Raw genomic sequence first — 22,154 nt, 5'->3', positions numbered from 1 at the left:
AATGTACGAATTGCAAAACTCGTTTCAAAGAATTAATCAAAAAAGATTTTAACCGAAGAAATAATTAACTTTGAAGCATGAAAACAGTATTTTTTTTAATATTCATATTGTTCATCTTTAACTTATCTATTGAAAAAGTTAAAGCACAAAAAACGATAGATTCTGCTATTACATTTCCTATGTTTTCCGGTTCTTATATGGTTCAGTTTCCGGGAGGTGATTTGTCAAAACGTTATGGAGTTAACTCAAATATTGGCGGGTCATTTATGTTAAAGCTAAAATCTAATTTTATTTTAGAAGTTAATGCAAACTATTTATTTGGAAATAATTTAAAAGGTGATGCTGCATCAGTATTTGATAGTATATCCACATCAAATGGTAATATTATTAACGAAAATGGAGAATATGCAAAAATAAGCACCTTTGAAAGAGGTTATTTTATTGGTGCAAGGATTGGAAAAGTTTTTCCTTTACTCAAGAAACATCCTAACAGTGGATTGTTAATTATGGCAGGTGGTGGTGTTTTACAACATAAACTAAGAATTGAGAATGATGGAAATAACACTCCACAGATTTTAGGAGATTACAAAAAAGGATACGATAAAATGTGTATAGGATTTAGTGCTTCTGAATTTATTGGTTATGTATATTTTAGTAAAAAGCAATTACTGAATTTTTATTTTGGGGTTGAACTATATCAGGGGTTTACTAAAAGTGGAAGAAGTTACGATTTTGCACTTATGAAGAAAGCTGATGAAAAAAGAATGGATCTGTTAAACTCAATAAAAGTTGGCTGGATAATTCCTATTTACAAAAGAGTTCCGGATAAATATTATTTTTACTAATACTATGCAATTTCTTTATTGCATTTTAATAAGATTATATTACCTGACAATTTTAATTGTTTCACCTTTTAATACAAAAGCACATGCTTGGATAAAAGGCAGAAAAAATTTATTCAAGATATTAAAAAATAGTTTAGAAGGACAAAGCAATGTTGTTTGGTTTCATTGTGCGTCTTTAGGAGAATTTGAACAAGGCAGACCAGTGATTGAAGCCTATAGAATTCAGAATCCTGATCATAAAATTTTACTCACTTTTTTTTCACCGTCGGGTTATGAAATCAGAAAAAATTATAATGGAGCCGACTGGGTTTTCTATTTGCCTTTAGATACAAGATCTAATGTTAGAAGATTTCTGAACATTGTTAAACCATTAAAGGTGATATTTGTTAAATATGAATTCTGGCAAATATTTTTAAAAGAATTACATAAAAATAATATTCCTGTTTATCTTATTTCGGCTATTTTTCGTAAGGAACAACTTTTCTTTAAGTGGTATGGTGGATGGTATAAAAAATTACTTGATTATTTTACTCATATATTTGTGCAAAACGAAGAGTCGTTTAACTTGTTAAATTCTATTAATATTATGCATACTTCAGTTGCAGGAGACACCCGATTTGACAGAGTTTATGAAATTGCTTCAAATGCAAAATTAATTAAGGAAGCATCTGTGTTTTCAGAAGGTCATAAAATAATTATTATTGGTTCTGCTTGGCCAAAAGATGAAGAAGTATTAGTGCCCTACATAAATAAATCATCTAGTGAAATTAAATTTATAATTGCACCACACGAAATTTCTGAATCGGGTTTAATAAAAACTGAAGAAAGAATCTTAATTTCTGTTGTAAGATTTTCTAAAGCATCAGAATCTGATTTAAAAACTGCAAGAGTATTGCTTGTTGATAATGTGGGAATGCTTTCGTCATTATATAAGTATGGTAATATTGCTTATATTGGAGGTGGATTTGGAAAGGGAATACATAATATTCTTGAAGCAGCAGTTTTTGGTTTACCTGTACTTTTTGGTTCTAACTATCACAAATTTTCTGAGGCAGTTGATTTAATTAAAGAAAAAGGTGCATTTAGTATAAATTCTAATTCTGAACTTGAACAACATTTTAATAAATTGTTAAACGATAATTCATATTGCAAAAAAACTTCAGATATTTCTAAAAGATTTGTTGAGAATAGAATAGGTGCAACAAAGAAGATAATTGAGTTTATTAATTAGAAGAATGGTCTGTAAACTATTTAAGTTTTTTTAAAGATATTAAGCTAATAAGTTAGGTTTTTCATCGTTAATTCCAATTATTTTATCTAACGATAGATTAAAATCGTGTATTTTTAAATTTCACAATAAACAAATTAGCTTAACTTTGCAGATTAAATAAATTTATAAATGCCGGAAAACCTTAAACCTATATTACCTGATATTAAAAGTCCGGCCGACTTAAAGAAACTCACGAATATTCAGCTAATACAGCTTTCTAATGAATTGCGTCAGTTTATAATTGATGAACTTTCTTGTAACCCTGGTCATTTTGGCGCAAGTTTAGGAGTTGTTGAACTAACTGTTGCTTTGCATTATGTGTTGAATTTACCAGCAGATCAGATTATCTGGGATGTTGGTCATCAGGCTTACGGGCATAAAATTTTAACAGGACGAAAAGATGTTTTTCATACTAATAGAAAAAAGGATGGAATAAGCGGATACCCCAATCCAAACGAAAGTGAATATGATGCCTTTGCAGTTGGACATTCGTCAACTTCTATTTCTGCTGCTTTAGGAATGGCTGTTGCAGATAAACTTAATAACAGAACCGACAGACAAATTGTAGCTGTAATAGGTGATGGCTCAATGACTGCAGGAATGGCCTTTGAAGGATTAAATAATGCAGGTGATTTAAAAACCAATATGCTTGTTGTTTTAAATGATAATCATATGGCTATTGATAGGAGTGTGGGTGCTTTTAGCGAATACTTGTTAGATATTTCAACTTCCAGAACATATAACAAAATAAAAGATGATGTATGGAATTTTCTTGGCAGAGTAGGTAAGTGGGGGCCAAATGCACAACAGGCAATTCAAAAGATAGATAATAGTATTAAGTCAATAGTTTTACGTCATAGTAATTTATTTGAAGCACTTAATTTCAGGTATTTTGGTCCGGTTGATGGGCACGATGTTATTTATTTAGCCAGAATTCTGGAAGACATGAAAAAAATTCCGGGACCGAAATTACTTCATGTACTAACTGTTAAAGGCAAGGGGTTTAAGCAGGCAGAAGAACAGCAAACGGTTTTTCATGCTCCTGGGTTATTTGATAAAAGCACTGGCGAAATAATCAAAGAAGTTAATAATATTGAAACTCCACCTTTATACCAGGATGTTTTTGGGGAAACAATTACAGAATTAGCAAAAGAAAATAAAAAAATAGTAGGTATTACACCAGCAATGCCTTCCGGTTGCTCTTTAAATATTATGATGGAGGAGATGCCAGAAAGGGTTTTTGATGTTGGAATTGCAGAACAACATGCAGTAACTTTTTCTGCAGGATTAGCAAAACAAGGGATGATACCTTTTTGTAATATTTATTCTTCATTTATGCAGCGTAGCTACGATCAGGCAATTCATGATGTGGCTTTACAGAATTTAAATGTTGTGTTTTGTTTGGATCGTGCCGGAATGGTTGGTGCAGATGGTGCTACACATCAGGGAGCATATGATATTGCTTTTATGCGTTGTATTCCGAACGTTGTTATTTCTGCTCCAATGAATGAAATTGAGTTGCGAAATTTAATGTATACAGCTCAGTTGGGAAAGGGTCCCTTTGTTATAAGGTACCCACGTGGACATGGTGTAATTACAAAATGGAGAAAGCCATTTAAAGAAATTCAGATTGGTAAAGGTGAAATTTTAAGAGAAGGTGATGAGGTAGCTGTGCTTGCACTTGGACATCCTGTTAATTTTGCATTATCGGCAACCGATAAATTAGAAGATGAAGGAATAAAAGCTGCAGTTTATAATATGCGATTTGTTAAACCTTTGGATGAAGAATTGTTACATTCCATATTTAAGAAATTTAAATATATTGTTACAGTTGAGGATGGTTCCGTTTCAGGCGGTTTTGGTAGTGCCGTTTTAGAATTTATGGCAGAAAATAATTACTCTGCTAAAGTTAAAAGACTTGGTATTCCTGATAAATTTATTGAACATGCAACTCAAATGCAGCAGTATAAAATGTGTGGTTACGATTCGGAAAGTATTGAGAAAGCAGTCCTCGAATTTCATAAATTAGCCGAAAAAAAATACCATAAGGCGAAATAGATATAATACACTTGGCGTAGTTATAAACTACGCCAAGTATATTAAAGTGTAATAAATTAATTAGAATGAAGAAAATATTGTCGGTCTTTTTATTAATGCTAATTATTACTGGATGCAAGAAGGAAAAGAACTATACAGTATTTTTTATTGTTAATAATAATTGTAATCAGCAATTGAAAATAGATTATGCTATTAGAGTTTGCAGTTCTCAGGAAACAGGCTGTAGTCCTCAAAAAATGACTGATTATGTTATTGCAAAAAAACAACAACAGCTTTATCTTACAGATTTATTAGCAGATGATGGTGATATTAAAAGTTTATTTTATTTGTTTGAGATATACAAAGATGGTACTAAATCTGCTTTCGACTTTTGGAACACAAATAAATTAGTTAAAACAAAGTATGATAAAAGACTTGAATTTGTTTTAACTGTTGATTCTACATTTTATTAATATAATCTTGGCGTAGTTTCAAACTACGCCAAGATTATGGAAAAACTTAATCTCAGCGTAGTTTGCAACTACGCTGAGATATTAATATTACAATTCATCTATTTCAATCACACTATCTAAGCCAGCAAAATTTCTTGCACTTGAATATAAATAGTCGTATTCATTTTGAACAATTCCTGCTTTTACCGGATTTTGATGAATATAGTTTACTCTACTTTCAATCATATCATTATTGCTTAATTCTACTGCGTGATTTTCTTGTGTCCAGAATTGTAAATCCTTATTTCGTTTATTAAATTTAGCATGATATTTAAAAATCATCATCAACCATTTTCTTCTACTTTCTTTGGGATTATCAATTTCTTTCAAAATCTTTTTTGAAGTATATTTTTTAAAATCACGAATTATATCCGATAAATTATTTTCTGTACTTAAAATACAATGAACATGATTGCTCATTATTACATATGCATACAATTTTAATTGTTTTTGTTCTTTGCAATATTTTAGACTTTCTATAACAATATCCCGGTAAACTTTTCTGGTAAAAATATCAGCCCAGTCAACTACTTGAAAAGTTAGAAAGTATATTGCATTTTGATTTTTTATTTGATATCCAGTTGGCATATATCAAATTTAGAAAATAAATATTTAATATAAAAGTGTAGTTACAAACAACAAATATAATATAGCCTGAGCGTAGTTTCAAACTACGCTCAGGCTATAAATTTAATATCTCAGCGTAGTTACAAACTACGCTGAGTATATTATTACAAGAAAAACAAAATAATTCCACCAACAGCGATTATAGCACCAATAACTTCACGAAAAGTAATTTTTTCTTTAAAAAACCATATAGAAAAAGGAATAATCAAAACTGGTGTGATTGATGTTATTGTTTGTACAATTCCCGGATTTGCATATTGAATTGCAAGTAATGAAAATGAGATTCCCAGAAATGGACCAAAGAATGCACCGACAGTAAGTATTCCAACTGCTTTAATATCTTTTAATGATGTAATAACATTATTCCATCTTTTTAGAAATGTTATTAATAATATAAATCCTAATACACCTGCAAATAATCGAATCTGAGTAGCAAAAAATGGATTGGATGTACTTTGTAAACCGATTTTGCTAATAACCAATCCTGTGGCTTGTCCCATTGCGCCAAGAAATGCGAAAATGATTCCCTTAACATTATGCCGTAATTTGAATGTGTTTTTTTCTCCATTAGTATTTTGGGGCTTTGTTATAATTACAATTGCAATACCTGCTGTTGTAATTCCCATCCCAATAAAATCAAGCAATTCGAGTTTCTCGTTTAAAGCAAACCAACTTATAAACGCAGCTAAAGCCGGTGCTAAAGACATAAGAAGTAACGAAATTCTGGGTCCTATAATTGTAAAAGCTTTGAATAAAAACAAATCACCAAGAAAAACACCTATAAATCCTGAAAGTGCAAGCCATAGCCAGCCTTTTAAATCAATATCATGTGGAAAAAATGAATTGAAACGAATATATGAAAAACAACATAAAAATATTATCCCAATAATTAAACGCCAAAGATTAACAGATAAAGAACCAATTCTTTTTCCTGCTCCTGTAAAGGCTAATGCAGTAATTGTCCAGAAAAAGGCTGTTAGTAAAGCTGCGAATTCGCCAAGGTGAGATGAAATCATTTACAAACCTACATGAATTTTATAAAAACAACAAACGCTAAGTCAGGAATCAACTAACTTAGCGTCTGCAACTATTAAAATGAAACTATTCTACTACTAATTTTTCTCTTTGTATTAGTTCACCATTTATTTCAATTGAATAAATACCATTTTTTAAATCACCTTTTTCAATTGTAATAATGTCTGTTGTTATATCTTTATATAATCTGACTGTTTTTCCTGTAATATCTGATATTGTTATAGTGCATGGCTTTTTATCAGTATTACTGAATTTTATTGTTGTAGACTTTGAAAATGGATTAGGGAAAACAGATAATTCAGATTTAACAATAACGTCTTTAATATTTGTTTGGCTCATAATTGCAGCATTTGTGGTTCCATGACTTGTTGCTAAGCTGTTTGTCTGTTCGAAAATAATATTACATGCCTGATTTGAGTAGTTTGTAATCATGAAAATATACCATTCTCCGGTTACTGCATTGGCAATATTACAATCTTCTTGCCACCCAGTACTAAAACTACAATCTACTAAATTTCCGGAAGGATAAAATGAAGGATTTACAGTATTATTTGGACACGATGTGCAATTTGCGGTTAATTGACTTGTACATGGAGCAGAGGGTGATGTAAATGGTCCCCAGCAAACAAAATCTACATCCTGAGCAGGGTTAGTAGAAAGATGAATATTAATTGGACCGGAATCGGCTACTTGCATATAATACCATGCCGGATTTGGTTGTGATAATAAACAGCCATAGTTTGGACCAGCTTCAGCAGTTCCTGAATTAACTCCGGCAGGAAAAGTATAAGTTAATCCTGTAGTGAATGGTAGAGCTGTGTTGCAGTAGTTATTTTGTGAAAAACCAGCAAAATTTATACACCAAATAATAAATAGTAGAATGTAAATTTTCTTCATAATAGTTTAATTTAGTTTTTAAGCTTTAATATTAATAAGACAAATTAGGATTTATTTTGGTTGTCCGAGTTTTAAGATTTTAAATAAAGTTATGTAAGTTGTATAAAATCAGCAAAATAAAATTATAATATTATCCTAATCGAAGACGAGGATTTAAAATGCTCTTACTTTTGTAATGCTTTTTTCAATAAATCGCATATAGTTTTTTATTTTTCTAATAGTTGAACATCCTCGTTGCAAACGAGGACGAGGTGTATATAAACATTAATATTACTGTCTTAATAATTTTATCAATGCTTTTTCAGGAATAATGTAAATCAATGATATTTCTAGCCCACCTCGTGCATTTGATGCTACAGCAAAGTTTGAAACATTTATGTCATATGTTATACAGATATCAAGCTGGTTTCTGTAATTAAACCGGGTATAGGTTATAATTGCATCATTAAACCGATAATATGCACCAAAAAATACACTTGAAGATTTCAAAACTCCTGTATACCTTGAGTTATTACCGAGATTATATTTTATTATTGCACCTGTATTAATTTCTTTGGAAGGTCCTTGTTTCATAATTAGTATTGAAGGGAAAAGTGTAAGGTGATTTGGTGATAAAAGAAATGAAACATCTGCATGTCCACACCAACGAATATTTAATTTTTCTACATCAGATAAAAAATTATATTTTGGTTTATTAACATGAAAAGCTGATAATCCAATATTAAACTTTGTTTTATTTTTAAAACGATGAGTCCATAATACCCCTGTAGTAATGTCAAGAAAATTATAATTTTCTTGATAATTAACTTCACCACTATACAAATTTGGATTTATTATATTACCATCATATTGGCTGTTCCAAGTTAGTTTATTTGCGTCAAAGTGCTTTTGAGACCATGCTCCCTGTATCCCGATTTTTAAGTAGTTTGTTTTATTAATTTGAACTTTTGATGCAACTGACAAATTTATTTGAGATATACTCATATTCCCATCACCAGCAATGTCTTTAAAAACAAATAACCCTGTAGATAATTTTTCTTTTAAGAAAGAATAATCTGTAGAAAAGGAATATGTTTTAAATGAATTTTTTGTAATACTTTTCCATTGATTCCTGCAATTAAGAATAAATCGTCCCTTGCCTTGAAATTCACCAGAAAGAGCAGGGTTAATCATTAAAGGTGAATTGTTAAATTGAGAAAAGTGAATGTCTTGAGCACAGCAAAAGAAAACATTAATGAGAATAATAAACAATATGAAAAAATGTTTAATCATTCTTTATCTTATTAGTGAGATATTTCCTTCTTTTTTAATAGAGCTTCCATCTGCGGTTGATGTTGCAGTAATGTAATACATAAAGACGTTTGCATTCAATTTATTCCCATTATATGTTCCATTCCATCCTAATGACAAGCTTCTGGATTCGAAAACTTTATTACCCCAACGATCATAAATAATAAAATATATATTGTCAACATTTTTACCAACAGCATACAATACATCATTATTTCCGTCATCATTAGGAGAAAAAGCTGAAGGAACATCAAGATAAACTATACAGTCTTTTACTATTAGATTTGTTGTATCGCTTGTAGATCCACAAAAATTTGAAACTGTAACAGTGTATATTCCATTATTCTGAACTATATGTTGTGCTAATGTACTGCCATCATTCCATAAGTAATTACTTCCTTGGTTGTACGCATTCAAAGTTAATTGTTCGCCTAAACAAATGACAGTATCTCTAGGAAAATTTAGAATGGGAAATGATAATTCTGTTACTGAAGTAGTATGGCTAGTTTGACATAAAGCAGAACCTGATACAGTGACAGTATAATCGCCTGGGTTTGTAATAGATAAAACAGGTTCATTTGAACCATTTTGCCAATGATAATTAAATGGAAAACTTCCTTGTTGTGTAACATTTAATACTAATGGTTCATTTGAACAAAATGTAGTATCAAAGGGGAGGTTTATTGTAAGTAAAGGAATCTTTGTTACAAGTATAGAATCAGCTACTTGACCACAAATATTGCTAACAGTAACATTATATTGTCCAGTTTGAGATATTGTATATGTTGAATCAGTGGAATTATCTTGCCATAAATAAGAAGCATTGAGTGATGATATATTTAATATTAAGGCTTCATCATGGCAAATTATAGTATCATTTCCTAATTCTATACTAGGTAAAGAATTATAAGTTACATTAATAAAATCTGATTTATTGCAATTATTTACTGTTGCAGTAACCCAATAAATTCCTTGTTGGGTAACATTGAAAGTTGGATTTGTAGAATTATCAAGCCACTGATATGTTGCGTTTGGAGTTGTTACATCCAATGTCAAAGTTTCTCCTTGGCATAGAGTTGTATCATTTCCCAAATCAATTATTGGCAACGGATTGTAGTTTACAACAATAGAATCAGTTGCGGTTCCACAATTATTTATTGCTTCAACCCAATAAGTACCTGATTGTGATACAAGAAAAGTTTGATTAGTAGAATTGTCTTGCCATAGGTAAGTTGCATTCGGAATAGAAGCATTCAAGTTCAATGTTTCACCTTGACATAATACAGTATCAATTCCAAAATTAATTGTAGGGGTTGGGCAGTATTCTTTAATAATAAAATCATCAAACCAAATAGCATATTGTGCCCACCCACCACTTAGAATATTAAATTTATGATTTCCTGCAGTCATAGTAACAACAAAACAATATTGTGTCCACTGGGTATTTACAGGGACTAGCTGATTTGGTCCTACAGGATTTCCATCAACTCCAAAAGAAAAATGAGAATCAGAAGTATTTTGTCCTGGAGCTCCATGTATTTGTGGACCACAGTACCATACGCATAATTCAATTTGCTCTCCTCCAACAAAGTTCATACTGGATGTAGTTATATGATCTCCTCCTGCATAGAAATAAAGATATCCTACCCCACTATGCGCTCCAAGAGTATTAGCATAACTTGTGGTGTCCCAAGAGCAACCCAATTTTCCAACAACATATAATTGATGTCTACCATCTACAACCCTTCCAGCGTCATTAAAGCATGTGTAACCAGTAGGACAATGACACCCGGTATTTAGACCTAATTCAAAATCAGAGTTTGGGAAAATTTGAGATTGACTCTCAATTATAAAGTAGACAATAGAAAATAACACTAAAATAAATTTTAAAGCCATCTTAAGTTATATAGCTGTTAATGCATATTCAATATCTATTTTGGTATATTTGATTTATCCATTTAAAGGATAATCAAATTTACAAATAAAATTATGAGTAAAAATTGAAGTGTTTTCATTAATAAACCTATTTTTTAATTACAATATTTTCACAACATACGTTTTTAGTAAAAAATTTTTATTCCTTATGACTATTTGGATTTTATTATTTAATACAAGAATCGTATAAATAATCTTTCCTAAATGTAGTTTCTATCTATTCATTATTATTATTTTTTTGGTGCCTTATACCTTCTCCAGAATTTATAATTTGTAAAAGAAGAATATCTAATAACAATATCTACAAATTTAAAGCGCATAAATTTATAAAGCAGATAATATGTTAACCATGCAAAGAGGAAAATAAATGTAACCTGAAGTGCATTGTAAATTAATTCTTCGTACCATAAAATTGAGCAATTACAACGACCGTATTTTTCAAAAACCAATGTTAATACTATCCATGGAAGATTTAAGAAAACAATCCATACAAGTGTTATAAATAAATGTGGAGTTTCTATTGCTCTAGACGGGCAATTATTCATACAACGCATACAACTTTCGCAATCGAAGCTCCAGTATGGTCTGTCTCTTTTCATTTCCAAAGCCTGCACTGGACATTGTTTTACGCATAAACCGCACGATGTGCATTTTGAAGTTGCAACAAAAGTTTTTGCAAGCATAAAACGAGCCATGAAGAAATAACCAATACTTATCGGAATTAATGCTAAATCAAATGGCAGACTATATAATGCAACATAAGATCTTTTACCTTGTAACATTTTGCCTGAAAACTTATCGATTTTCATTTTTATTCTTTCGAACATTGATGTAACAACCTTTTGTTTTAAACCAGGGTGTAAGCTTATCCAGTTTGAGGGTAAGTCAATAGGTTGAAGTCCTTTTACCGAAAAACCTTTAAAAAAGAATACTATTGCAGGCAGTATTTGGGCTATTCCACTTAAACCGGGAAGAAATAATTTAGATAACTTCATTCCGGCTCGTGTGTTTGCCATAAAAAAATCGGCGTTTTTTATTCTTGGGAATTTAAAAATAAAATATAAAACCAATGGTGGTATATTAAAACCGTGAGTAGGAGAGATGATGCCAATTAATTTTTTGCCTTCTGTTTCTTCTATTTCAACTTTTTTGCAATTTTCAATATTAATTACTTCAATTGGAATTTCTGTAGATTTAACATTATCGCTAATCCATTCTGTAACTCGTTTTGCATTACCTGTTCCTGAGAAATAATATAAATAGACTTTTGAGTACAAGGTGATTTTTTTATTGTAAATATATGTAGTTTATCTTGATGTCATGTCTTTCGACCTGACATTTTTTTGCAAGCAGTCGGGTCGAAAGATCTGACTTCAATTTTAAAAACAAAAGCCCAAAAACAATTGTTTTTGGGCTTTATATTAAAAACTAGTTAGGTCTTAATCTAAAATTACTTTTTCTGGCAATTGAAACCAGTATTCATGTAAGAGAACTCTACCATCTAAAGTTCTTAACCTTCTTTTATAAACATCAATAACAGAATTAAAAAGCATATCAGTTACTCCAATTTTATATACTTCGCCAACCTTTTCGCTAACAACAGTATATTTATTATGCTCTAAAACCTTTGTTAAAAATTGAAGGCGGCTTTCGTCTATCCCTGTTTCAACAACACTACATCTTGTGCCATTGATATCTTCAACTATATGTTTTGCTTTAAATGCTGGCATTTTATTAGAATTTTCGATTTAGGAATTTGAATTAAATTAGCGAACTAAACTGGTAAATAGCTTCATAAATTGCAGCAACAAATCCAACTAGAAAAACACCAAATACACAAATTAATAAACCAATTTTTGCTGGTGTATCTGTTTTAAAATATGGTATGGGATTATCACTTGGCTCTATAAACATTGCTTTTATAACTCTTAAATAGTAGAACAATGATATTGTTGCATTTAAAACTGCTATTAAAACTAATATATAATATTTGTAATCATTTAAACTTGCAACGCTTGTAAATAAGAAGAATTTACCAAAGAAACCAGCAACAGGTGGAATACCAGCTAAAGAGAAAAGTGCAAGCGTCATTAATAAACTTAATTTTGGATTAGTTTTATAAAGACCATTATAATCTCTCATATCTTCCTTGCCAGAAGCGTTAGCAATTGCAGAAACAACACCAAATGCACCAAGGTTAGTAAGAATGTAAATTAACATGAAATACACAACAGAAGTTACTCCTGCAGCATTTGATCCCATAATACCTAACAAAATAAAACCAGCTTGTGCAATAGAAGAGAAAGCAAGGAAACGCTTCATATTATTCTGACGAATGGCAAAAAGGTTACCTATTGTCATTGTTAACACTGCTAAGACATAAAGTAAGATTGTCCACATTTCAGCAATCTGACCAAATACTTTATATAAAACAATAGTGAAAATAAATACTGCAGCACCTTTTGATATTACTGATAAGTATGATGTTACATTAATTGGAGCACCTTCGTAAACGTCTGCTGTCCATAAGTGGAAAGGAACTAATGAAATTTTAAATCCCATACCAGCAACAAAGAAAATGAAGCCTAAAATTTGAAGGCTTTCTTTTCCGAAATTAGCAGCAACTTCAGTAAAATAAACAGAACCGGTTGTTCCATAAATCATAGAGATACCAAATAATAAAATTCCAGAAGATAATGCAGAGGATAGAATCAATTTAATACCGGCTTCTGCAGAATTGTTTTTATGTCTATCGAAAGCAGCTAAAGCAGCTATTGGAATTGTTGCTAACTCTAAACCTAAGTATAACATTAAGAAATCTCCTGAAGAAATCATAAAGTACATACCAACTAATGTAGATAGTAACAAAATGAAATATTCACTTATTTTACCATGATTTTCTTCTTTCTTAATCCATGCTGATGATTGAAGAAGTATGATAAAAACACCAACATTTAAAATGTTTTTAAGTGTAGCTCTGAATAAATCGTTTTGATACATTCCACCAAATAGTTTTCCTTCTTGTATTGGTAAAAAACCAACTATAGTATGCAATAAGAAAAGTATTATTGTAAGATTTATAATGACATGTTTAGACTTATCTGAAATAAATATTTCACCTATAAGTACTATTACTGCTACTAATATTAGCAGCAATTCGTGTCGCATTGTTAAGAAATCTTGTAAATTCATCATAATGTTCAGAAAATATAATTATATAAATTACCAAACCTGGCTTAATCGTTCTACAATTGGAGTTAAACTATCCATGATAGTATTTGATAACCAAAGTGGTGCAATACCAACTCCAGCAACAGCAATAACTAATGTGCCAACAGAAAGTTTTTCAAACCATTTAGCATCTTTTAAGCTTAGATATTCATCGTTTTTAATTGGTCCGAATAATAAACCTCCAACAACTTTTAAGATATATACCGCTGTTACAACTATTGATGAAACAACAATGATAGTTGCAACTCTGTGGAATAAATCAGGATGTTGGAAAGCACCAACAAAAACTGTCATTTCAGCAACAAAACCGCTTAATCCAGGAAGTCCCAGAGAAGCAAGACCTGCAATTACGTAAACAACAGATAAGAAAGGAATAACTTTCATTAATCCACCCATTTTGTCAACAATTCTTGTATGTGTTCTTCCGTAAATCATTCCAATTAAAGCAAAGAAAAGAGCTGTCATTAAACCATGAGAAATCATTTGAATAATAGCTCCGTCCATAGCTGTTTTGTTCATCATTAATAATCCCCAGATTACTAATCCACAGTGACTAACTGATGAATAAGCATTGATATATTTTAAATCTTTTTGCCAGATTGCTCCAAATGCGCCATATACAACAGATATTGTAGTTAAAATAATAAATATCCATCCAAGTTCATGAGCAGCTTCTGGTAATAAATACATTGCAACTCTGAAACAGCCATATCCTCCAAGTTTCATAAGTACACCTGCATGTAACATTGAAACAGCTGTTGGTGCAGAAGCATGACCATCGGGTGACCATGTGTGGAATGGGAACAATGCTCCTAAAACACCAAAACCAAGGAATAGGAATGGGAAGAAGAACATTTGTAATTCTGTTGGAATATGAACTTTAGCAATTTCTAAAAGGTTAAATGTATAATGTCCGTCAGGTGAAGAGTTAAAATACAATCCTAATAATCCTACCATTAAAAGTGCAGAACCTCCCATTAACATAAGAGTAAGTTTCATTGCAGAGTATTCTTTCGGACCGGTTCCCCAAATACCTATTAACAAATACATTGGAATAACTGCTATTTCGTAGAATAAGAACATGGTAAATAAATCAATAGAAATAAAGAATCCGAAAACTCCAGTTGCTAACAGAATAAGCGAAATAAAGAATTCTTTTTGCAGATAAACAACTTCCCATGATGCTAGAATTCCTGTTATAACAACTATTCCGGTAAGCATTATCATCGCAACAGAAATTCCATCAACACCAATACAATAATGAATATTAAGAGTTTTAAACCACTCAACATCCTGATAAAAAACCATAGCATCAGTATTTCCGGCATTTCTAACTGCAAAATATGCAAATAGTAAAACTACAGCAGTTACTAATTGTGCAAACATTCCTGTTAATGCCATCCAGCGCACCATATTATGCGAACGGCTTAAAATAATACCAATTATGGTTAGAACAGGAATTAAAACGAATAATGATAAAATATTCATGTTTCTTAAATTTTCAGTTTAATTTAACCAATAAGCAAAACATAATACTAAAATAATTGCACCTGATACAAACACAAATGCATATTGCTGAACCTGACCTGATTGCAAATCCCTCATTTTAAATGATGATTTTTGAATTACCCAGGCTATAGAATTCATAAATCCATCAATTACATGTCTGTCAAACCAGGCAATAGGTTGTGATACTAAATTGAATAGGATTTTTCTAGTTACAAATAAATAAATTTCATCAAAATAAAATTTGTTTAATGTAGCTGTATAGAATATGCCAAGTGATTTAGAAATTTTATCAGGAACCTTACTTTCTTTATAATAAAGTAAAAATGCAATTAATATTCCTAGAACAGCAATAGCAACAGAAGGAATAGCAATACTATAATTTAAATGAGTCTCAAAAGATTTTCCATCAGATGTAATTAAATCGTGGAAAGGAACAAATCCGGCAACTATAGAGGCTAAAGCAAGGAACATTAGAGGACCTGTCATTACTAACGGACTTTCATGTGGTTCGTGATGATAGTGTTGTTTTTTTCCAAAGAATACACTGAAAAATAATCTAGACATATAGAATGCAGTTAATCCTGCTACGAATACTGATGAGTAGAAAATTAAGCTGTTTTTCTCAAAAGCTGCAACCAAAATTTCATCTTTACTCCAGAATCCTGCAAAAGGTGGAATACCGCAAATTGCTAACCACGCAATAGTAAAAGTTATAAAAGTAATAGGCATGTATTTTCTTAAACCGCCCATATTTCTTAAGTCGTTATTATGAACAGCATGTATAATAGATCCAGCACCTAAGAAAAGAAGAGCTTTAAACATAGCATGAGTAAACAAATGGAACATTGATGCCATATATCCAACACCGGCCTCGTCTCCATATTCTGAAACTCCAAGAGCCAAAATCATATAACCAATTTGCGAAAGTGTTGAAAACGCTAGTATTCGTTTTATATCAAATTGTGTACATGCAATTATTGCTGCAAAAAGCGAGGTAAATGCACCCACATATCCTACTACCTCCAATGCACTTGGTGCCTGAAAATGGAATACAACAAACATTCTTGCAACTAAATAAACACCAGCAACAACCATTGTTGCAGCATGAATTAATGCAGAAACAGGAGTTGGACCTTCCATAGCATCCGGTAACCAAATATGGAATGGAAATAAAGCAGATTTACCAGCACCACCCATAAAAATAAGAAGTAAAGCCCATGTAATAGCACTTACTCCCATAAATGAAGCAGCGGTTATACTCTGGAAAATATTACCATCACCACTAGTAAGAACATCAAAATCAAAAGTTCCTGTAAAATAAGAAACGATTAAAATACCTACTAAAAATCCAAAGTCAGCAAAACGAGTAACAATAAACGCCTTTTTTGAAGCTGCAACTGCTGATGGTTTTTGATAATAGAAGCCAATCAATAGGAATGATGAAACTCCAACTAATTCCCAGAAAATATACATTTGAAAAATGTTAGTTGCTAAAACAAGACCTAACATTGAAAATGTAAATAAAGAAAGGAAAGCAAAAAAGCGTTGAAATCCTTTTTCGCCTTTCATGTATCCAATACTGTAAATATGAACCATTAATGAAACAGTAGTAATTACTACAAGCATCATTACAGAAATCGGATCAAGTAAAACTCCCATGTGAATTTTAAGAGTGTCAGTAAAAGCTAACCACTCTGAATTAAAAGCTGTAATTGCCTTAAATCCTCCTTCTGGTTCTCCGGTTTTAAAGAAGTATAAATAAGCTGTAAAGTAAGACAATACAGTTATTGTTAAAAGGCCTAATGTACCAAGAATACCTGCTAATGAACCTTTCATTTTCATTCCGAATAGTCCCAAAATAAGGAACATAAAAACCGGAATTAACGGTATCCAAATAGTATATGCGTAATTAGTCATATCTTAAATTTTCAATTTATTAGTACTTCATTTCGCTAATATTTTCTACCTCAATATTGGTAAATCTTCTGTATATATTAATAAATAATGCAATAGCAACAGAAGCTTCAGCAGCAGCAATAGCTACAATAATTAAAGCAAAGAAATGCCCTTGAAGCTGGTGAGGAAACAAATATTTATTAAAAACAAGAAAATTAATATTTACAGCATTTAAAATAAGCTCAATTGCCATTAACATCGTAATAAGATTACGACGAATAATAAAACCGCAAACACCAATAAAAAACATTGCAGTGCTTACAATTAAAAAATATTGAATTGGAATTCCCTGTATCATGGTTTTAATTTTTTAATTTCCTTTTTTAGCAATTATTACAGCAGCAATTAATGCAGCAAGTAGTAAAACACTGATTACTTCAAATGGTAAAGCATAACCGTAATCTCCGGTATTCATAAGTTGAGTTCCAACAACTTTCATATCAACTACTAAAGCAGGTTGAGTTGAAGCAACAAAGGGGTACTTCATTATTGACCATATTGCAACACCACAACCTAATAATCCGGTTAAAGCTCCCGCAAATACATTTGCAAGTGCTGGTTGTTCAAATTTATGACTGATATGGCTTGTAAGTAAAATTGAGAAAATAATTAAAACTACAATACCGCCTGCATATAGAGTTAATTGAACAGCTGCCATAAACTCAAAATTCAGCATAAAATATAATCCCGAAGTAGCTACTAATACTGTAAGTAGATATACTGCTGCTCTCAAAATTTTTCTGCTGGTAATTGCTAGTACAGAAAAAATCAGGATTAAGCCTGAGAGTAGGAAAAACATTAATTGATTAAGTTCCATGCTTAAGCTTCTTTAGTTTCTTTAACTTCTTTAATTTCTTTTCTAATTGATGAACCAGGTTGGTTTAAAACCTTAGTAAGTTTATTTCTGTCGAACACTGCATGTTCAAAATCATGTCCCCATTTTATTGAACCTGATGGACAAGTTTTAATGCATAATCCACAGAAAGTACACATAGATAAATGGTAAATGTGTTTATCAATTATTCGTTCAGATTTACCCTCGGCATTAGTAATTTTATTAGAGATAATTTCAATTGAGCCATTAGGGCAATTCATTTCACAAATTCCACAACCATTACATGTATGTTGGTTGTTACTGTCATGTGTCATTATAACTTCGCCTTTAAAGCGATCAGCGATTACCAAAGTTTTTCTGTTTTCAGGATATTTTTGAGTAACAACTTTACCCGGACGTATGGAATAGTATCCAGTAACGCGCATACCAGCCCATAACGATCTAATTGCTCCGAAAACTTCCCCAAAATATTTAAATATATTCATACCTTTTAATTATTTTATATACCATCCCATAAGGACTATAAAGGCTATTAATACAATATTCATTAGGTTTAATGGTAATAAATATTTCCATTCTAGTTTAAGTAATTGATCAATTCTTAAACGAGGGAAAGTCCATTTAAACCACATCATTATAAAGATTATAAATGCTGTTTTGCCAAGGAACCATACAAATCCTGGAATATAATCCATTACGTGATTCATTCCATCTAAACCAGGAAGATGAAATGGCATCCAGCCACCAAGGAAAACAGTTGAAGCAATTGCAGCTACAATAAACATATTCATATATTCAGCAAGGAAAAAGAATGCGAATTTAATACCTGAATATTCTGTATGGAAACCAGCTGTTAGTTCTGATTCTGCTTCTGCTAAGTCGAAAGGTCCACGATTTGTTTCTGCTGTACTTGCAACTAAGAATATTAAGAATGAAATTATTGCAGGAATATGTCCTTTAATAATCCACCATCCGTTTGCCTGACTTTCTACTATTGTGCTTAATTGCATTGAACCTGAGAAAATCACAACAGAAAGTAAAGCGAGACCAACAGATAATTCATATGATACAACCTGTGCACCGCTTCTGATTGCTCCAATTAAACTGTATTTACTATTACTTGACCATCCTGCTAACAATATCCCAATAACACCTAATGATGAAACTGCAAATAAATAAAAAATACCAATATTTAAATCAATAGCATGAAGACCTTTTGCAAAAGGTAAGGCTGCAATTGCCATAAAGGAAGCAATTATAACTATGAATGGTGCCAGATTAAAAAGAAACTGATCTGCATTTTTTATTTTAATAAGTTCCTTACCTAAAAGTTTAAATAAATCGGCAATAGTTTGAAATAATCCCAATGGACCAACTCGGTTTGGTCCTTTTCTGTTTTGAATTAATGCACAAACTTTTCTTTCTGCATATACCAGATATAAACCAATTACAGCATAAAATGCAATAAAGATTATACCTACTATTGCAAGCTCAATGAGCATTGCCCAGCCTGGTGACATGCTGCTGTATAGCGCATTGTGAACCCAGGTAGTAAATGATGTGAAATCGTATATATTAAAATCCATACTGATTTATTATTATCTGTCAATATCAGGAATTACTAAATCTAATGATCCGCTTATTGCTACCAAGTCAGCTATTTTATTTCCGGAAGCTATTTTATTAATAACAAATAGATTCGAGAAATTTGGAGTTCTGAATTTTACTCTTAATGGATTTTTATTTCCATCACTAACAATGTAACAACCAAGTTCACCTCTTGCTGTTTCTACTCTCTGGAAATAATCTCCAACAGGAAGTTTAATGATGGGTTTCATTTTAGCAGTAAAATCACCGGCAGGAATATTATCTATTAATTGTTCAATAATATTCATTGATTCCCACATTTCGTCGATTCTTGCTTTGTAACGGGCAAAAGTATCGCCTTCTGTATATAGAATTTCTTTAAAATCAACTTTTGAATAAGCACTATAAGGGTGATGTTTTCTTACATCGCATTTAAAGCCAGAACCACGACCAGAAGGACCAGTTACACCGTAAGAAATAGCATCTTCTTTTGACATATAACCCATTCCAATAGCACGTTGTTGGAAAATAATGTTTCCTGTTAAAAGCTGATCGTATTCAGGAAGTTTTTTTCTGAAATATTTAATAAATTCTTTAACTTTTTTCTGGAAATCTGGATGTATATCATGCATTAATCCTCCCGGATAGTTAAAGCTATGCAATAAACGTGAACCAAATGATTCTTCGAAAATGTCAAGAATATATTCACGATCTCTTAAACCATAGAAGAATGTGGTTAATGCTCCTAAGTCCATTCCAAAAGCACACCACCAAAGTTGATGAGATGCGATACGGTTTAATTCTGCAAGTATAGTTCTAATGTATTTTACTCTTTCAGGAACTTCAACTTCTAAAGCATTTTCAACAGCTAAACAAACAGCTTCATTATTCATATGTGCTGATAGATAATCGAATCTGTCAGTTAAATGAATTATTTGCTGGTAAGTTATTTTTTCGCACATTTTTTCAATTCCTCTGTGAATGTATCCACAATGAGGAATAATATACTTTACAGTTTCACCTTTAAGGCAAAGTTCGAAACGAAGTACACCATGGGTAGATGGATGCTGAGGACCCATATTAATGATGTAATCATCGCTATGTTTTATTATTATATCTTGAAATACTTCTTCCATATTTTCAATATATTAACGTTCGATGATATTAATGTCATCTTTATAATCTTTGCGTAATGGATAACCAACCCATTCATCGTCTAAAAATAAACGGCGCATATCAGGGTGGTTGTTAAATTTAATACCTAATAAGTCAAAAACTTCGCGTTCATGCCATTCAGCAGTTCTCCAAAGTCCACAAACTGTATCGAAATTTGGATTTACTCGGTCATCAGTTTTAACTTTTAAAACTAAAGCATGGTTGTGAGTAGTACTTTCCAGATGATAAACAACACCTAATTGTTTTCCATAATCTACACCTGAAAGGCAAAATAAATAATCGAATGCAGTTTCGGGTGTTTCTCTTAAAAGACGTGCAAGTTTAAGAAGTGATTCAGCTGGAACAACTATTTCTAGATATTGTTTGTTTTCAGGAAATTCTAATCCTGAAATCCATCCGTTTATTTTTTCTTTTAATTGATCGTTAGTCATAAAATATTCGGATTATTTAACTTCAGCAATGTGTTTATTTTTAATGCTATCAGTTTTGATTTTACGTTGTAATTGCATTACTCCGTATAACAGTGCTTCTGGACGTGGTGGGCATCCTGGAATATAAACATCAACAGGAATAACTTGATCTACACCGCGAATTACTGAATATGAATTGTAAAAAAATGGTCCACCAGAAACTGCACAAGCTCCCATTGCTATTACATATTTAGGATCAGCCATCTGATCGTAAAGTCTCTTTAATATTGGAGCCATTTTATGTACTATAGTTCCGGCTACTACTATTACGTCGGCCTGACGTGGAGTTGCGCGATAAACTTCAATGCCAAAACGAGCAAAGTCGTGACGGGCAGCACCTGCAGCCATCATTTCAATTCCGCAACAACTGGTAGCAAATGTAAGTGGCCAAACAGAGTTAGCTCTTCCCCAGTTAATAATGTTATCGATACTGGTTACTAAAATATTACCGCCAGATTTTTTAAAGATTTCTAAGGTTTCATTGTCCTTAAAATCTTCATATTTCATTGATTTAATTTTTACACCCATTTTAAAGCTCCTTTCTTCCAAGCATATAAAAGTCCTAATACAAGTATAAAGAAGAATATTATTATCTCTATAAATGCTGTTATTCCCATATCATGCATAACAACTCCCCATGGGAATATAAACACAGTTTCAACATCAAAAATTAAATAAATGATGGCAAATAAATAGTATCCAACATTAAATTGAATCCATGCGTCGGATTTTACCGGAATACCGCATTCATATGGTTCAGATTTTGCCGAATTTTTAGATCTAGGGGCAGTAAACATAGAGAACACTATTGCGCCACCTACTAATATGACCCCCAATAGAAAAAACAGTATTAAATATTCACTATTCATGGTAGAAATGTAAAAAGTTAATGGAATAATACATTATTCTTTATTTCAATTGGCGAAAATAGATATTTTTTAA

The 22,154-nt window shown here is 31.5% G+C and carries 22 protein-coding genes; 4 read left to right on the top strand and 18 right to left on the bottom strand.

Annotation, left to right across the window (positions count from 1 at the left end; genetic code table 11):
- Positions 1-77 precede the first annotated feature (77 nt).
- The 4 genes from HY951_17535 (at position 78) to HY951_17520 (ending at position 4,625) form a co-directional block, all read left to right on the top strand.
- Entirely contained in the window at positions 78-845 is a 768-nt protein-coding gene (locus tag HY951_17535; protein MBI5541863.1) for a hypothetical protein, read from the top strand.
- 4 nt (positions 846-849) lie between these two features.
- Positions 850-2,076 (top strand): 3-deoxy-D-manno-octulosonic acid transferase, encoded by a 1,227-nt coding sequence (locus HY951_17530; GenBank protein ID MBI5541862.1) that lies wholly within the window; start codon positions 850-852, stop codon positions 2,074-2,076.
- A 168-nt stretch (positions 2,077-2,244) separates the two neighbouring features.
- Positions 2,245-4,173, top strand: a complete 1,929-nt coding sequence (locus HY951_17525; protein ID MBI5541861.1) for a 1-deoxy-D-xylulose-5-phosphate synthase — start codon at positions 2,245-2,247, stop codon at positions 4,171-4,173.
- Between the two features lie 65 nt (positions 4,174-4,238).
- On the top strand, positions 4,239-4,625 hold the full coding sequence (locus HY951_17520; GenBank protein MBI5541860.1) for a hypothetical protein: 387 nt from the start codon (positions 4,239-4,241) through the stop codon (positions 4,623-4,625).
- A gap of 87 nt (positions 4,626-4,712) precedes the next feature.
- On the opposite strand, the gene HY951_17515 is transcribed toward HY951_17520, so the two are convergent.
- The 18 genes from HY951_17515 to HY951_17430 all read right to left on the bottom strand — a co-directional run bounded on the left by HY951_17515 (position 4,713) and on the right by HY951_17430 (position 22,081).
- Positions 4,713-5,252, bottom strand: a complete 540-nt coding sequence (locus HY951_17515; GenBank protein ID MBI5541859.1) for a transposase — start codon at positions 5,250-5,252, stop codon at positions 4,713-4,715.
- A 143-nt stretch (positions 5,253-5,395) separates the two neighbouring features.
- A complete protein-coding gene (locus HY951_17510) occupies positions 5,396-6,307 on the bottom strand; it encodes a DMT family transporter (protein ID MBI5541858.1) in 912 nt (303 codons plus the stop codon).
- A gap of 85 nt (positions 6,308-6,392) precedes the next feature.
- Positions 6,393-7,223: a T9SS type A sorting domain-containing protein gene (locus tag HY951_17505; protein MBI5541857.1), complete on the bottom strand. Its 831-nt coding sequence runs from the start codon at positions 7,221-7,223 to the stop codon at positions 6,393-6,395.
- A gap of 270 nt (positions 7,224-7,493) precedes the next feature.
- Positions 7,494-8,495, bottom strand: a complete 1,002-nt coding sequence (locus HY951_17500; protein ID MBI5541856.1) for a PorP/SprF family type IX secretion system membrane protein — start codon at positions 8,493-8,495, stop codon at positions 7,494-7,496.
- 3 nt (positions 8,496-8,498) lie between these two features.
- Positions 8,499-10,409, bottom strand: a complete 1,911-nt coding sequence (locus HY951_17495; GenBank protein MBI5541855.1) for a gliding motility-associated C-terminal domain-containing protein — start codon at positions 10,407-10,409, stop codon at positions 8,499-8,501.
- Between the two features lie 269 nt (positions 10,410-10,678).
- On the bottom strand, positions 10,679-11,725 hold the full coding sequence (locus HY951_17490) for a 4Fe-4S binding protein (GenBank protein MBI5541854.1): 1,047 nt from the start codon (positions 11,723-11,725) through the stop codon (positions 10,679-10,681).
- Positions 11,726-11,887: 162 nt separating this feature from the next.
- Positions 11,888-12,178, bottom strand: a complete 291-nt coding sequence (locus HY951_17485; GenBank protein ID MBI5541853.1) for a hypothetical protein — start codon at positions 12,176-12,178, stop codon at positions 11,888-11,890.
- Positions 12,179-12,209: 31 nt separating this feature from the next.
- Positions 12,210-13,640: an NADH-quinone oxidoreductase subunit N gene (locus tag HY951_17480; protein ID MBI5541852.1), complete on the bottom strand. Its 1,431-nt coding sequence runs from the start codon at positions 13,638-13,640 to the stop codon at positions 12,210-12,212.
- Between the two features lie 30 nt (positions 13,641-13,670).
- Complete coding sequence (locus tag HY951_17475) at positions 13,671-15,167, bottom strand: NADH-quinone oxidoreductase subunit M (GenBank protein ID MBI5541851.1); 1,497 nt, start codon at positions 15,165-15,167, stop codon at positions 13,671-13,673.
- Between the two features lie 18 nt (positions 15,168-15,185).
- Entirely contained in the window at positions 15,186-17,105 is a 1,920-nt protein-coding gene (gene nuoL, locus HY951_17470) for an NADH-quinone oxidoreductase subunit L (protein MBI5541850.1), read from the bottom strand.
- Between the two features lie 19 nt (positions 17,106-17,124).
- Entirely contained in the window at positions 17,125-17,442 is a 318-nt protein-coding gene (gene nuoK / locus HY951_17465) for an NADH-quinone oxidoreductase subunit NuoK (protein MBI5541849.1), read from the bottom strand.
- Positions 17,443-17,454: 12 nt separating this feature from the next.
- Positions 17,455-17,961: an NADH-quinone oxidoreductase subunit J gene (locus HY951_17460; protein MBI5541848.1), complete on the bottom strand. Its 507-nt coding sequence runs from the start codon at positions 17,959-17,961 to the stop codon at positions 17,455-17,457.
- Positions 17,962-17,963: 2 nt separating this feature from the next.
- Positions 17,964-18,464 (bottom strand): 4Fe-4S binding protein, encoded by a 501-nt coding sequence (locus HY951_17455; GenBank protein ID MBI5541847.1) that lies wholly within the window; start codon positions 18,462-18,464, stop codon positions 17,964-17,966.
- A gap of 9 nt (positions 18,465-18,473) precedes the next feature.
- Positions 18,474-19,553, bottom strand: a complete 1,080-nt coding sequence (nuoH, locus tag HY951_17450) for an NADH-quinone oxidoreductase subunit NuoH (GenBank protein ID MBI5541846.1) — start codon at positions 19,551-19,553, stop codon at positions 18,474-18,476.
- A gap of 24 nt (positions 19,554-19,577) precedes the next feature.
- Complete coding sequence (locus tag HY951_17445; protein MBI5541845.1) at positions 19,578-20,645, bottom strand: NADH-quinone oxidoreductase subunit D; 1,068 nt, start codon at positions 20,643-20,645, stop codon at positions 19,578-19,580.
- Positions 20,646-20,714: 69 nt separating this feature from the next.
- Positions 20,715-21,173 carry an NADH-quinone oxidoreductase subunit C gene (locus tag HY951_17440; protein ID MBI5541844.1) on the bottom strand — a complete coding sequence of 153 codons (459 nt, stop codon included), beginning with the start codon at positions 21,171-21,173 and terminating at the stop codon, positions 20,715-20,717.
- 12 nt (positions 21,174-21,185) lie between these two features.
- The gene (locus tag HY951_17435) at positions 21,186-21,740 is read right to left on the bottom strand and encodes an NADH-quinone oxidoreductase subunit B (protein MBI5541843.1); all 555 of its coding nucleotides are present in this window, start codon (positions 21,738-21,740) and stop codon (positions 21,186-21,188) included.
- The gene (locus tag HY951_17430) at positions 21,731-22,081 is read right to left on the bottom strand and encodes an NADH-quinone oxidoreductase subunit A (GenBank protein ID MBI5541842.1); all 351 of its coding nucleotides are present in this window, start codon (positions 22,079-22,081) and stop codon (positions 21,731-21,733) included. The genes HY951_17435 and HY951_17430 overlap by 10 nt, the downstream gene beginning before the upstream one ends.
- Between the last annotated feature and the right edge of the window lie 73 nt (positions 22,082-22,154).

It is taken from the genome of Bacteroidia bacterium, from assembly GCA_016218155.1.
In the GTDB taxonomy this organism is placed as follows: domain Bacteria; phylum Bacteroidota; class Bacteroidia; order Bacteroidales; family GWA2-32-17; genus GWA2-32-17.
Note: the sequence above shows the minus strand (reverse complement) of the source record. Positions and strands in the feature narration are given on the sequence as shown.